This is a genomic window from Prevotella sp. MA2016 (genome assembly GCF_000619825.1).
GTDB lineage: Bacteria > Bacteroidota > Bacteroidia > Bacteroidales > Bacteroidaceae > Prevotella.
Genome location: NZ_JHUW01000009.1, coordinates 126,441 through 141,164 on the forward strand (window position 1 = coordinate 126,441; position 14,724 = coordinate 141,164).

Sequence of the window (14,724 nt, forward strand, 5' to 3'; positions counted from 1 at the left end):
TAAAAGCAACCAAATCTTTAGATAAAAATGAGAAAGATTCTTTCAACCATTCTGCTGGCTTTTGCCGGCACAGTAATGATGATGGCACAAGCACAAATGCCATCTATCCCCGTTGATCCTGATGTGCGCATTGGCAAACTGGACAACGGCCTGACCTATTATATCCGTCACAACAACTGGCCAGAGAACCGTGCTGAGTTCTATATCGCCCAGAAAGTTGGCTCTATTCAGGAAAACGACGACCAGCGTGGTCTGGCTCACTTCCTAGAGCACATGGCATTCAATGGCTCGAAACATTTTAAAGGGAACGAACTGCTGCGCTGGTGCGAAAGTATCGGTGTGAAGTTTGGTACTGATCTCAATGCCTATACCTCTGTCGAAGAGACTGTATATAACATCAGCAATGTACCCACCACACGCGAGAGTATCGTAGATTCTTGTCTGCTCATTCTCTATGACTGGGCCGACGGACTGCTGTTAGAGCAGGAGGAGATAGAGAAAGAGCGTGGTGTTATCCATGAGGAATGGCGCCTGAGCAGCAGTGCCCAGCAGCGTATTCTGGAGCGCAACCTGCCCAAACTCTTCCCCAACTCAAAATACGGCTACCGCATGCCTATCGGTTTGATGGAGATTATCGACAATTTTGAGCGTCCTTTCCTGCAGGCTTACTATGAGAAGTGGTATCGCCCAGACAACCAGGGTATCATCGTGGTTGGCGATATAGATGTGGATAAGGTAGAACAGAAAATCAAAGAACAGTTCTCTACCATCAAAATGCCAGAGAATGCAGAGAAGGTGACGCAGTATCCCATCCCCGACAATGCTGAGCCTATTATCGTCATCGACAAAGACAAGGAGCAGCAGTTCAACATCATTCAAGTGATGATGAAACATGAAGCGTTCCCCGACTCACTGAAAGGCACAATGGCTTATCTAATAACCGACTACATCAAAAATGCAGCCCTCTCTATGCTGAATGATCGACTGAAGGAATACAGCCAGAAGCCAGAATGCCCATTCCTTCAGGCATTTGTAAACGACGGAAATTATCTTACGCTCACAAGAGCTATCAATACCTTCCAGTCATCATTCCTGCCTAAAGAAGGACAGGGCGAAGCAGCCCTTACTGCCGTGTTGACCGAGGCTCGCAGAGCCGCTGAGTTCGGTTTCACTCCAACAGAGTACAGCCGCTTCAAAGCCGACTATCTGAGCAGTCTCGACAAACAGTATTCTAACAAGGATAAGCGTTTCAATCGCCAGTTTGTCAATCAGTATGTACAGAACTTCCTGGCCAACGAGCCTATCCCCAACATCGAATACACTTACGAGACGATGAAACAGGTAGTACCTGTCATCCCCCTCGATGCCATCAATGGTGTCATCAAGCAATTGGTTTCAGAGAAAGACGAGAATCTGGTAGTCCTGAGTTTAAACAGTGAGAAGGAAGGCGCTACTTATCCTACCGAAGAGGGAATCAAGAAGGCCGTTGCTGCTGCACGTGCCGCACAGATTGAGGCTTATGTGGACAATACAAAGAACGAGCCACTGATGACCACACTGCCTAAGAAGGGTTCTATCAAGAAGGAGACCAAGAACGACAAGTTCGGATATACCGAGCTTGAGCTCTCGAACGGCGTGAAAGTTATATTGAAGAAGACCGATCTGAAAAAGGATCAGGTGATACTCAGTGCAGAAGGATTTGGCGGTTCTTCGCTGTATGGCGAGAAAGACCTTACAAACATCAAACTGTTTAACGACATCGTCAACATCAGCGGACTTGGCAATTTCTCTCACACAGAGTTGGAGAAGGCACTCGCTGGCAAGATTGCCAGTGCATCGTTCTCGATGGGCGACAACCGTCAATACATTAACGGAAGCTCTACCCCCAAGGATGTTGAGACCATGCTGCAATTGGTATACCTCAACTTCACCAATATCAGCAAGGACCAGAAGTCGTACGACAACATTATGAGCATCGTGGAGACAGTTCTGAAGAATCGACTGCTGCAGCCAGAGGCTGTATTCAGCGACTCTCTGAACGCCACTCTCAACTGTCATAACGCACGTGAGAAAGCACCAACAGTAGAGGAACTGAAGGACGTAAGCTACGATCGTATCCTACAGATAGCCAAGGAGCGTACAGCAAATGCTGCCGCTTATACCTTCACTATCATTGGCAACTTCGACGAGACTACCATTCGTCCGCTTATCGAGCAGTATATTGCCTCGCTGCCTGCACAGAAGAAAATTGTGAAAGGCAAGGATGTATCTACCGACTTCACCGGAAAGGTTGTCAACAACTTCAAGCATAAGGCAGAAACACCTAAAGCCATTGCCAACATGTATTGGTATAGCAATGATGTTCCCTATACGCTTGAGAACAACATCAAGGCAAACATGGTTGGTCAGCTCCTCATGATGGAATATCTGAAGAAGATACGTGAGGATGCCAGTGCTGCCTACACCGTGAGCGCAAACGGCGGCATCAGCCGTGATGACTTCCGCACACAGACATTCATCACAGCAGAATGCCCCATGAAACCTGAAAAGGCCGACATTGCCCTTCAGATTTTGCGCGAAGAGGTGAATAACCTTACCAAGACCTGCAACGCAGACAACCTGCAGAAGGTTAAGGAGTATATCCTGAAGAGTCTGGCCGACCAGAAGAAACAGAACAACTATTGGCTGAACCGTATCAGCATCTGGCGCCAGTATGGTCTGGATTTTGATACCGACTATGAGAAGCTGGTAAATGCACAGACACCTGAGAGTATCAGTACATTCGTGCAGGAAATCCTGAAAGCAGGCAATACTGCCGAAGTGATTATGCTGCCAGCAGAAGAAAAATAAAAAGTAAAAAATAAAAATAGTAAAGAATGAGTTATTTATTTTCGTCAGAATCAGTTTCTGAGGGCCATCCCGACAAGGTAGCCGATCAGATTTCTGATGCAATACTCGACCAGTTCCTGGCATACGACCCAAAGGCACGCTGCGCCATCGAGTCGTTTGTTACCACTGGTCAGGTAGTAATCATGGGTGAGGTCCGCAGTGATGTGTACATCGACCTGCAGACAATGGCCCGCAAGACAATTAAGCGCATTGGTTATACCAAGGCAGAGTATCAATTCGACGGCGATTCATGCGGAATCCTAAGCGCCATTCACGAGCAGAGTGCCGACATCAACCGTGGTGTTGACAACGGCAACGAAGACGAACAAGGAGCAGGCGACCAGGGTATGATGTTCGGCTATGCCACCAACGAGACAGAGAGCTACATGCCCGTAAGTCTTGACTTGGCACACCTCATCATGCGTACACTTGCCGACATCCGTAAGGAAGGCAAGGAGATGACCTACCTGCGCCCAGACTCAAAGAGTCAGGTGACAGTACAGTACTCAGACGAAGGCATCCCCGAGCGTATCGATACCATCGTCGTATCAACTCAGCACGATGAGTTTGACGAGGACGAGAAGATGCTGGCCAAGATTAAAGATGACGTCATCAACATCCTCATACCACGAGTAAAGAAGCAAATCCACTCACAGAAAGTGCTCGACCTGTTTGGTCTCGACATCAAGTACTACGTAAACCCAACAGGTAAGTTCGTGATCGGTGGTCCTCACGGAGATACTGGTCTGACAGGACGTAAGATCATCGTTGACACCTATGGCGGCAAGGGCGCCCATGGAGGTGGAGCTTTCTCAGGTAAAGACTCGTCGAAGGTTGACCGCAGTGCAGCTTATGCCGCACGCCACATTGCCAAGAACATGGTAGCCGCAGGCGTTGCAGATGAGATGCTGGTACAGATTAGTTACGCTATTGGCGTGGCTAAACCCATGAACATCTACGTGAACACCTATGGTCGCAGCAATGTACAGATGAGCGACAGTGAAATCGCACAGAAGATTGAGAAGCTGTTCGACCTGCGCCCAAAAGCTATCGAACGTACCCTGAAGCTTCGCCAGCCTATGTACAGCGAAACAGCAGCCTACGGACACATGGGACGCAAGTGCGAGGTCGTGACAAAGACTTTCACCAGTCATTATCACGAAACTAAAACAATGGAAGTAGAACTGTTTACATGGGAGAAACTAGACCGTGTAGATGATATCCGCAAAGAGTTCGGACTATAATCTGATATGCTCAATAACGATAGCATCCCTACTCCCATAACAACAGCTGTAACAAGAGATACAGCCATCATACATTCGGCAAAACCGCAGACACCCTATCAGGTGCTGCGGTTATTGCCTAAAGATGCTACGCCTGCACAACAAGACTCAGCCATACAAGAGTGGTTCGAACCTAAGGAGATACACTATAGTAGTCGGCCCGACACACTGCACCTTCCAGGTCAGGAGATTCCTCGCGACCTGAAGGAAGTGAACCTGCCACACTATTATCGTGAGAACTTCTTCTCGAACAACACCATGTATCATCCTGAGCTGAACATAGAGCGCATCGGTGTTTCGGGGGCTCCTATACCCTACACCATTCAGAACGACAGTTTTGCCACAGGCATGCTGATTCTTTGTTTCTTGCTCATCACCTTCACGCTTTCACGCATATCAGATTTCATTATTCGACAGGCCAAGCATTTCTTCTCACCAACAAAGAGCAAACAGATACTAGACGAGACTGGTAGTGAAATCAAATTCCAGTTCCTATTCGTAGGCATCACCTGTCTGCTCTATGCCTTACTATACTATTTCTATACGAATCACTTCGTAGCCAATACGTTCGTTTTTTCGTCAGAATACATACTACTATTTATCTACGGCATAACTATCTTCGCATCGATGATAGGTAGAATGGGCCTTTATTGGATAGTAAACAGCGTATTCTTCACAAAGAGAAATAATTTACAATTTCAAGGAGCATTACTCCTTATAACATCCCTCGAAGGGGTGGTATTATTTCCATTGGTTTTACTACTGGCTTATTTTCAATTTTCGGTGCAAAATGCAATTTTTTATACCGCAACTATAGTATTTTTGGCCAAAATTCTCACATTTTATAAGTCTTATACTATCTTTTTTAGTCAAAAAGGAGGTTTTTTGCAAAATATTTTGTACTTTTGTGCCCTCGAAATGATACCTTTAATTTCGCTTTGGAGCGGATTGCTGGTTATAACTGAGAATTTGAAAATAAATATTTAGGACACATATGATCAAAAAGATTTTGGTTTCACAACCCAAGCCAACAAGTGAGAAATCGCCATATTTCGATATTGCGAACAAGTTTGGTGTTGAATTGGTCTTTCGCCCATTCATCAAGGTCGAAGCAATCAGTTCGAAAGATTTCCGTGCACAGAAAGTGAACATCCTGGATCATACAGCGATTGTATTCACCTCACGCCATGCTATTGACCATTTCTTCAACATGGCCAAAGAACTCAGAATCAATATTCCTGAGGACATGAAGTATTTCTGTGTTACCGAGACGATTGCATTGTATATCCAAAAATATGTGCAGTACAGAAAACGCAAGATCTTCTTTGGAGAGACTGGTCGTATTGACGACTTGATCCCAACAATGGTAAAGCATAAGACAGAGAAGTACCTCGTTCCACTGAGCGATGTACATACCGACAGTCTGGCCAACCTGCTCGACTCAAAGAAGTTGCAGCACACTGAGTGTGTGATGTACAAGACTGTAAGTAACGACTTTACAGAAGAAGAGGTTAAGAACTTCGACTACGATATGCTGATTTTCTTCAGCCCCGCAGGTATCGAGTCGCTGACCAAGAACTTCCCCAACTTCAAGCAGGACAATATTGCTATAGCAACCTTTGGTCCAGCTACCGCAAAGGCTGCCAAGGAGGCAGGTTTGCGTTTGGACATCGAGGCACCCAATGAGAAATATCCATCTATGACAGGTGCCTTGCAACATTACCTGTTTGAAATACAAGATTAAGAATTGATGACGACAGCGCCTACCTTCAGCAAAGAGGAGCGCATCGTCAGCAATCAGCTGATAGAAACGCTCTTTGAGAAAAGCAATAGTCACTCAGTGACTGCTTATCCTCTAAGGGCTGTTTTTCTTAAAACAGAACGCCATGAGGGTTCAGCACCTGTACAACTGCTTATCAGTGTGCCCAAAAAACGATTCAAGCATGCTGTTGACAGGAACAGAGTAAAACGCCAGATTCGCGAAGCATATCGCAAAAACAAATCGTTACTAGCCAGTACGGTGGAAGATGGCAAAATGCTGCTGATAGCTATCATCTGGTTGACAGACAGGCATTTCGCTACGGCCGATGTAGAGAAGAAGGTAATAAGCCTGCTGAAACAGATAGCCAAAGACAAATCATGAAAAGGCTGACAAAGTTCATCTCATGGTTGCTGATACTCCCTATCAGATTCTATCAGATAGGTATCTCACCGCTTTTAGGGCCCTCCTGCCGATTCACCCCTACTTGTAGCGAATATGCGAAACAGGCCATCATGAAACACGGCCCTATCAAAGGCCTGGGGCTGGCCATTTGGCGAATACTAAGATGCAACCCATGGGGCGGCAGCGGATATGACCCAGTACCCTAGTTTTTTTCAGCCTAGATAATCTAGGAGAGCTAGTAATACTAGCCATACTAGAAATACTAGGGATACTAGCAATACTAGAAAACAAAAAATAACAAATAAAAAAATGAAAAACTTTGTAGAAGAACTGAAATGGCGCGGTATGCTGGCACAGATGATGCCAGGTACAGAAGAACTGCTCCAGAAAGAAATGGTAACTGCTTACCTCGGTACCGATCCTACAGCCGACTCACTGCATATCGGACACCTCTGCGGTATCATGATGCTCCGCCACCTTCAGCGTTGCGGCCACCGCCCTATCATCTTGGTAGGTGGCGCCACAGGTATGATTGGCGACCCTTCAGGCAAGAGCCAGGAGCGCAACTTGCTGAACGACGAGACACTCCGTCATAACCAGGAGTGCATCAAGAAACAGGTGGCTAAGTTCCTCGACTTCGATTCGAAAGAGCCAAATGCAGCTCTCATGGTAAACAACTATGATTGGATGAAGAACTTCACCTTCCTTGATTTTGCACGCGAGGTTGGTAAGCATATCACAGTAAACTACATGATGGCCAAAGAGAGTGTTCAGCAGCGCTTGAACGGTACTGCTCGCGATGGTCTTTCATTCACAGAATTCACATACCAGTTGCTTCAGGGCTACGACTTCCTGTATCTCTATCAGCACTATGGCGTAAAACTGCAGTTAGGCGGTAACGACCAGTGGGGTAACATGACTACAGGTACAGAGCTTATCCGCCGTACATTGGGCAATGAGGTTGAGACCTTCGCTCTTACATGCCCTCTGATCACAAAGAGCGATGGCAAGAAATTCGGTAAGACCGAAAGCGGCAACATCTGGCTCGATCCAGTCCGCACTACACCATATAAGTTCTACCAGTTCTGGTTGAACGTCAGCGACGATGATGCAGAGCGCTACATCAAGATCTTCACATCACTCGAAAAGGATGTGATTGATGCACTTGTTGAGGAGCACAAGCAGGATCCTGGTCGCCGTGTGCTGCAGAAGCGCTTGGCCGAGGAGGTAACCGTCATGGTACACTCACAGGAGGCACTCGATACAGCTATCGAGGCTTCTAACATCCTGTTTGGTAAGTCAACCAAGGAAGGCCTGGAGAAGCTTGATGAGCAGACACTGCTCGACGTATTCGACGGCGTTCCTCAGTTCGAGATTTCAAAAGATCAGCTTGGCCAGCCCGCTATCGAGCTGCTCACAACTGTAGCACCCGTATTCCCATCAAAGGGCGAAATGCGCAAGATGGTTCAGGGTGGCGGCGTGTCTTTGAACAAAGAGAAGATTACCGATCAGAACCGTGCTATCACAGCCGACGACCTGATTGACGGCAAGTATCTTTTGGCTCAAAAGGGTAAAAAGAACTATTACTTGCTGATTGTAAAGTAATAATTTGGCTGCAAAATTTGGTACTTAGAAAAAAACTTTGTACCTTTGCAGCCAAATCCTCTTGGACGATGGTGTAATGGTAACACTACAGGTTTTGGTTCTGTCATTCCCGGTTCGAATCCGAGTCGTCCAACTACTAAAGAATAACTTCTAAAACAAACGAATTATGGCAAATCTTTTTTCATTAGAGGGTAAGAACGCTTGGATTACAGGTGCATCTTACGGAATTGGTTTTAACATTGCCAAGGCATTTGTTGCTGCTGGCATCAAGACCATCATCTTCAACGACATTAACGAAGCAGCTCTGCAGCGCGGTCTTGACAACTACAAAGAGGCAGGTATCGAGAACGTGAAGGGTTATGTGTGTGACGTGACTGACGAGAACGCTGTAAAAGCACTCGTTGAAAAGATTCATGCAGAAGTTGGTCAGATTGATATTCTGGTAAACAATGCAGGTATCATCAAGCGTATCCCAATGCATGAAATGAAGCGTGCCGAGTTCCAGCAGGTGATCGATATCGACTTGGTAGGTCCATTCATCTGTTCTTCAGCCGTTATCCCAGAAATGATGGAGCGCCGCGAGGGTAAGATTATCAATATCTGCTCTATGATGTCAGAGCTGGGTCGTGAGACTGTATCAGCCTACGCAGCTGCCAAGGGTGGCTTGAAGATGCTTACACGCAACATCTGCTCTGAGTATGGCGAGTATAACATCCAGTGTAATGGTATTGGCCCAGGTTATATTGCAACCCCACAGACAGCCCCATTGCGTGAGCGTCAGGCCGACGGAAGTCGTCATCCATTCGATTCATTCATCTGCGCAAAGACCCCTGCCGGTCGCTGGCTCGATCCTTCTGAGTTAGGTGGTCCTGCAGTGTTCTTGGCTTCTCATGCTTCAGATGCTGTAAATGGACATGTGCTCTATGTTGATGGCGGTATCCTGGCCTACATTGGCAAACAGCCCAAATAAGCACATCACGCATATAAAATAATAATGGGGACCTCAAAAAGGCCCCCATTGATTTTTTATTTACACTAAAATTACTTGATAGCGTCAGCAAGCTCAGCACCAGCCTTGAACTTAGCAACCTTCTTAGCAGCAATAGTAATCTTCTGCTTTGTCAGAGGATTGATACCCTCACGAGCAGGGCGCTCGTTTACGCTGAATGTACCGAAACCAACGAGAGCAACCTTGTCACCCTTTACGAGAGCGTCCTTAATAGCTACTACAGCTGCATCGAGAGCCTTCTTAGCGTCAACCTTAGAGATGCCAGCATTTGCTGCAATCTTCTCTACCAATTCTGTTTTGTTCATAATCTTAAAATTTTAAAATAAAATATTTAATAGTAATAACTGTATGTATAGCCGAATTCTTTGGCAAATATAAGGGAAAGTATTTAAAGAAACAACAAAAAAACAGAAAAAATTCACTTTTTAATAAAAAATAGTTGTTATCACGGTCATTTTGAGCTAAAAAAGAGATAATTTTAGTATTTTTGCAGTCGAAAGATGCCTAGAGGCAACACTTAGAAAAATGTAAAATAGATAAATAACAAACGATATGATGTTCCGTATCCCCCCTATTACAAAGAATTTGCTCATCATTAACTTGATAGCGTTCTTAGCAACAAAGGTCTTACTGCTACACGGTTTTGACCTATCCGATATCGGTGGCCTGCATTTTTTCATGGCCAACGACTTCCATCTTTATCAACTCATAACATACCTTTTCTTGCATGCCAATTTCATGCATATTCTAAGTAATATGTTTGGCTTGTGGATGTTTGGTTGCGTCATAGAAAACGTATGGGGACCCAAGAAGTTCCTTTTTTATTACATTACTTGTGGTATCGGAGCCGGATTATTGCAGGAAATAGCACAGTTAGGACAGTTCTACATGACCATTCATGCCCAAGATCCAACGGTTACTTTCGGTGAGATATTTGCTATCGGACAGCAACTCAGTTGGCAGCTGAATGCCTGGACAACAATTGGAGCCTCTGGTGCTGTCTATGCCGTCATCCTAGCTTTCGGTATGACATTTCCTAACGAGCGCCTGTTCATCATCCCTTTCCCCTTCCCCATCAAGGCCAAGTGGTTTGTTTTGGGTTATGTGGCCATTGAGTTCTTCTCTGCGTTGGGAACAAGTGGTGATGGTGTGGCACATACGGCCCACTTAGGTGGTATGCTTTTCGGTTTCTTGATGATACGTTATTGGAACCGTCACCCCAACTCTGGTTTCGATCGCGGACGGGGCATGCAGTTCTTCGACAACCTGAAACGCAACTTTGAGCAGCGCCAGCATCGTCAAGGCAGCGGATACAACAATCCCAATATGCATGTGAACAGAGGCACCAACTCAAAGGATGCTGATATGGATTACAATGCCCGTAAACGCCAGAACCAAGAAGAGATAGATGCCATTCTTGACAAGATTCGCAAGAGTGGTTATGATAGTCTGACTAAAGAAGAGAAGAAAAAACTCTTCGATGCTAGCAACCAGTCATGATAAAGCAACTCAAGGCCATCACAGTCAACCTGATTGCAGGAGCCAATATGGCCACTGTACTACTGTTAATATTGTCGGGCTACTCCGACCGTATTAACCCAGTAGAGCACCCTCTACTATCTTGTATGGGCATGACCTTCCCTGGATTCTTGATTGCCAACCTTCTTTTCCTGTTCTTTTGGTTGACGTTTAAATGGCGCAAGGCTTGGATACCCATTCTCGGCTTCGCAATAGTATATGGCCCCATCACGCTATATATGCCACTGCACACCTCGCAGACGCCACCAGAAGGAACCATCAAACTGATATCTTACAACGTATGCCAGTATGGTGGCAACTACAAATATGAGCAAGGTTTTGAGAAGGTATATGAATATCTGAAGGAACAGAATGCCGACATTGTCTGTCTGCAAGAAGATGTAGATACATGGCGCCGATACGTGAAGCAATGGTACGAGAAGATATACCCCTATAACGACACCACTATCTTTAATCCTCAAGATGCCAGCATCAATGGTGTTGGCATTCACACTAAGTTCCCCATTATCAAGAAAGAGCGCATACAATACGAGTCGGCCGGCAATGGCTCTGTGGCTTATTATCTCAAGGTGGATGCTGACACTGTACTGGTCATCAACAACCATTTAGAAGGCACGCATCTATCGACCGAAGACCGCAACAAATACAAACAGATGATAAGCGGCAAAATGGAGCAAGATACTGCTAAGGCAGAGACGCTGTTCCTGATAGAGAAATTGGGCAAATATGCCGCTAAACGAGCCCCTGAGGCAGAGGCTGTACACGATTATATCGAAGCGCACAGACAATACCCGATTATTGTTTGCGGTGACTTCAATGACAACCCCATTTCCTACTCTCGACGCACGATTGCCCAGGGACTGACAGACTGCTATCAAGAGACAGGAAAAGGCATCGGTTTGTCATATAATCAGAAAGGATTTTTCGTACGAATAGACCATATACTGGCATCAGAGCAGTTTGTGCCATACAACTGCTATGTGGATGATAAAATGGATGCAAGTGACCATAATCCCATCATCTGCACCTTAAAAATGGAAGGTAATACACAAAAATGAGTGAAAATATGCCAATAAATTTTTCCTTGTGTAAAAAAATGCCTATATTTGCACGCTATTTTATACGCGAAAAGAAAATAATATAAATATATAATAATTTAAAACAAAATGCAAAACAAAGGAATTGTAAAATTTATCGCAGTGCTTTTGATTCTCGTGTGCTGCTTCTACCTTTCCTTCTCGTTCGTAACACGCCATTACGAAAGTAAGGCTGCTGCCATGGGCGAAGAGGCTGGTGCGGAGTACCTCGATTCAATCAACAACGAGAAAGTGTACATGGGCATCTATTCTCTGAAGCAGTGCCGTGAGATGGAGATTGGCCTGGGTCTTGACCTGAAGGGCGGTATGAACGTTATTCTTGAGGTATCAGTACCTGATGTGGTTGACGTACTTGCTGACCACAAGACTGATGCTGCCTACAAGAAGGCAATGGAGCTTGCCAAGAAAGAAGAGGAGACCAGTCAGAACGACTTTATCTCACTGTTCATTAAGTATTGGAAACAGGAGGGCAACGGTCGTCCACTTGCTGCCATTTTTGCTACTCAGCAGATGAAGGGCAAGGTTAGCACACAGTCAAGCGACTCAGAAGTTGAGAACGCACTGCGTGTAGAGGTACAGAGTGCCGTTGACAACTCATTCAACGTAGTTCGTAACCGTATCGATAAGTTCGGCGTTGTTCAGCCCAACATCCAGAAGCTCGAAGGCCAGAGCGGTCGTATCATGGTAGAGATGCCTGGTATCAAGGAGCCTGAGCGTGTTCGTAAGCTGCTTCAGGGTTCAGCCAACCTCGAGTTCTGGGAGACCTACAACTCACAGGAGATCACTCCTCTGCTGGCTCAGCTGAATCAGCGCTGGGGTGCTCAGGGTGCCGAGGCTGCCGACACAACAGCTGTTGACAGCGTAGCTACTGCTGCTGCAGATAGCGCTAAGGCTGCTACTGGCGACCTGGCTGCCAAGCTGGCTAAGAAGGACAACACCAAGGATAACAAGGCTATTGAGATGGCTAAGAAGCAGAACCCATTGTTCTCTATCTTCCAGCCTACTCAGGGTAACACCCTCGCTGTAGTTGGTTATGCTAATGCTCGTGATACCGCAGAGATCAACAAGATGATCTACTCTGATCTGGCAAGCCGCATCTTCCCTGCCGAGCTGAAACTCCGTTGGGGTGCTAAAGCCGAGGACTTCGGTGGTCAGAACACCAAGGGTGACATCTTTGAGCTCTACGCTCTGAAGATTACTGAGCCTTCAGGTCGTGCTCCACTGGAAGGTGATGTGATCACCAGCTCTAAGGACGACTTCGACCAGATGGGTCACCCATCAGTATCTATGCAGATGAACTCTGACGGTGCTCGTCGTTGGAGCCAGATCACCAAGCAGAACATTGGTAAGGCTGTAGCTATCGTACTCGACGACGCAGTTTATTCTGCTCCACGTATCCTCACTCAGATCGACGGCGGTAACTCTCAGATCACTGGTAACTTCACCATCGAGGATACTAAGGACCTGGCTAACACACTGAACTCAGGTAAGATGCCTGCTCCAACCCGCATCGTACAGGAAGAGGTTGTTGGTCCTTCACTGGGTGCTCAGTCTATCCAGCAGGGTATCATCTCATTCATCGTAGCCTTCGTGCTCCTGATGATCTACATGATTATGCTTTACGGTTTCGTACCAGGATTGCTCTCAGATATTGCTCTGCTGTTCAACCTGTTCTTCACACTGGGTATCCTGACATCGTTCCAGGCAGCTCTGACAATGCCTGGTATCGCCGGTATCGTACTGACTCTGGGTACTGCTGTGGATGCCAACGTGCTTATCTACGAGCGTATCAAGGAGGAGCTGAAGAAAGGTCTGGGTGTGAAAGAAGCACTTAACAAGGGTTACTCTAACGCTTTCAGCGCTATCTTCGACTCTAACTTCACTTCGCTGATTACAGGTATCATTCTGCTCTACTTCGGTACTGGTCCTGTAAAGGGCTTCGCTACCACTTGGATCATTGGTATCGTTATCTCATTCTTCACAGCCGTTTACCTCACTCGTGTGGTTTACGATGCTATGCTGAGCAAGGATAAGTGGACTAACCTGACCTTCGTAACAGGTTACTCAAAGAACCTGATGCAGAATGCCAAGTTCAACTTCATGGGATCTTACAAGAAGACCTACGCTATCTGGGCTGTATTCGCTGTAGTTTGCATTGGTTCATTCTTCGTTCGTGGTCTGAGCCAGAGCATCGACTTCACTGGTGGTCGCAACTATGTTGTAACTCTCGATAAGCAGACTCCTGTTGAGGAGGTTCGTAAGGCTATGACAGGTGCCTTCATCAACACTATCGGTGAGAAGGCAAACCAGGAGGCTAACACCTCTGTTATCGCTCTGGGTACTGATGGTAAGACCGTTCGTATCTCTACCAACTGGGATATCGAGTCAAACAATCCTGAGGTTGACGACAAGGCTGAGAACATCCTGTTCGGTGCTCTGAAGAAAGCTGGTCTCGTAAGTCAGGAGAGCGTTGAGGCATTCAAGAATCCTGATGTTCGTGAGGGTGGTTCAATCATCAGCTCTGCAAAGGTAGGTCCTTCTGTAGCTAAGGATATCACTCATGGTGCTATCATCAGCGTATGTATCGCTCTGATTGCTATCTTCCTCTACATCCTGCTGCGTTTCCGCAACCTGGCATTCTCTGTAGGTGCTGTTGTAGCTCTGGCTCTCGATGCCCTGCTCGTAATCGGTGTTTACTCACTGTGCTGGGGTTGGGTTCCAATGTCGCTCGAGATCGACCAGGTATTTATCGGTGCTATCCTGACCGTTATCGGTTACTCTATCAACGATAAGGTGGTTGTATTCGACCGTATCCGTGAGAACATCGGTCTGTATGGCAAGCGTGACCGTCAGCAGTTGTTCAACGACTCGCTGAACCAGACACTGGCTCGTACCATCAACACCTCTGTAACCACTCTGATCGTGCTGTTGGCTATCTTCATCCTTGGTGGTGATAGCATCCGCTCGTTCTCTCTGGCTATGATCCTGGGTGTTGTATTCGGTACTCTGAGTTCACTCTTCATCGCTGCTCCTACAGCCTTCCTTTGGATGGGCCGTACTATCAAGGAGGACGACGTAGAGGTTGCTGAGAAGAAGTAATCATACACTCGTATAACAAAAAGAGCTGCGTTCCGCTAT

General features: G+C 46.3%; 12 protein-coding genes and 1 tRNA gene. 12 read left to right on the forward strand and 1 reads right to left on the reverse strand.

Annotated elements, in window-relative coordinates; genetic code table 11:
- Window positions 1-21 precede the first annotated feature (21 nt).
- The 9 genes from T360_RS0106580 (at window position 22) to T360_RS0106615 (ending at window position 8,911) form a co-directional block, all read left to right on the forward strand.
- Window positions 22-2,850 carry a pitrilysin family protein gene (locus tag T360_RS0106580; protein WP_028912077.1) on the forward strand — a complete coding sequence of 943 codons (2,829 nt, stop codon included), beginning with the start codon at window positions 22-24 and terminating at the stop codon, window positions 2,848-2,850.
- Between the two features lie 26 nt (window positions 2,851-2,876).
- Window positions 2,877-4,133: a methionine adenosyltransferase gene (gene metK / locus T360_RS0106585; RefSeq protein ID WP_028912078.1), complete on the forward strand. Its 1,257-nt coding sequence runs from the start codon at window positions 2,877-2,879 to the stop codon at window positions 4,131-4,133.
- 6 nt (window positions 4,134-4,139) lie between these two features.
- Window positions 4,140-5,159 carry a DUF4271 domain-containing protein gene (locus T360_RS0106590; protein ID WP_028912079.1) on the forward strand — a complete coding sequence of 340 codons (1,020 nt, stop codon included), beginning with the start codon at window positions 4,140-4,142 and terminating at the stop codon, window positions 5,157-5,159.
- A gap of 7 nt (window positions 5,160-5,166) precedes the next feature.
- Complete coding sequence (locus T360_RS0106595; RefSeq protein ID WP_028912080.1) at window positions 5,167-5,916, forward strand: uroporphyrinogen-III synthase; 750 nt, start codon at window positions 5,167-5,169, stop codon at window positions 5,914-5,916.
- A gap of 6 nt (window positions 5,917-5,922) precedes the next feature.
- Window positions 5,923-6,315, forward strand: coding sequence for a ribonuclease P protein component (locus tag T360_RS0106600; RefSeq protein WP_028912081.1), 393 nt, complete (start codon window positions 5,923-5,925; stop codon window positions 6,313-6,315).
- Complete coding sequence (yidD, locus tag T360_RS15960; RefSeq protein WP_081772724.1) at window positions 6,312-6,542, forward strand: membrane protein insertion efficiency factor YidD; 231 nt, start codon at window positions 6,312-6,314, stop codon at window positions 6,540-6,542. Before T360_RS0106600 ends, yidD begins: the two co-directional genes overlap by 4 nt.
- Window positions 6,543-6,645: 103 nt before the next feature.
- Window positions 6,646-7,941, forward strand: a complete 1,296-nt coding sequence (gene tyrS, locus T360_RS0106605) for a tyrosine--tRNA ligase (RefSeq protein WP_028912082.1) — start codon at window positions 6,646-6,648, stop codon at window positions 7,939-7,941.
- Window positions 7,942-8,003: 62 nt separating this feature from the next.
- A tRNA-Gln gene (locus T360_RS0106610) sits at window positions 8,004-8,074 on the forward strand.
- A 33-nt stretch (window positions 8,075-8,107) separates the two neighbouring features.
- A complete protein-coding gene (locus T360_RS0106615; RefSeq protein ID WP_028912083.1) occupies window positions 8,108-8,911 on the forward strand; it encodes a gluconate 5-dehydrogenase in 804 nt (267 codons plus the stop codon).
- A gap of 71 nt (window positions 8,912-8,982) precedes the next feature.
- On the opposite strand, the gene T360_RS0106620 is transcribed toward T360_RS0106615, so the two are convergent.
- Window positions 8,983-9,255 carry an HU family DNA-binding protein gene (locus T360_RS0106620; protein WP_028912084.1) on the reverse strand — a complete coding sequence of 91 codons (273 nt, stop codon included), beginning with the start codon at window positions 9,253-9,255 and terminating at the stop codon, window positions 8,983-8,985.
- A 250-nt stretch (window positions 9,256-9,505) separates the two neighbouring features.
- On the opposite strand from T360_RS0106620, the gene T360_RS0106625 reads away from it, so the two are divergent.
- From T360_RS0106625 to secDF, 3 genes are all read left to right on the forward strand, one after another.
- Window positions 9,506-10,450: a rhomboid family intramembrane serine protease gene (locus T360_RS0106625; RefSeq protein ID WP_028912085.1), complete on the forward strand. Its 945-nt coding sequence runs from the start codon at window positions 9,506-9,508 to the stop codon at window positions 10,448-10,450.
- On the forward strand, window positions 10,447-11,547 hold the full coding sequence (locus T360_RS0106630) for an endonuclease/exonuclease/phosphatase family protein (RefSeq protein WP_028912086.1): 1,101 nt from the start codon (window positions 10,447-10,449) through the stop codon (window positions 11,545-11,547). The genes T360_RS0106625 and T360_RS0106630 overlap by 4 nt, the downstream gene beginning before the upstream one ends.
- Before the next feature lie 108 nt (window positions 11,548-11,655).
- The gene (secDF, locus tag T360_RS0106635) at window positions 11,656-14,685 is read left to right on the forward strand and encodes a protein translocase subunit SecDF (protein ID WP_028912087.1); all 3,030 of its coding nucleotides are present in this window, start codon (window positions 11,656-11,658) and stop codon (window positions 14,683-14,685) included.
- The last annotated feature ends 39 nt before the right edge of the window (window positions 14,686-14,724 follow it).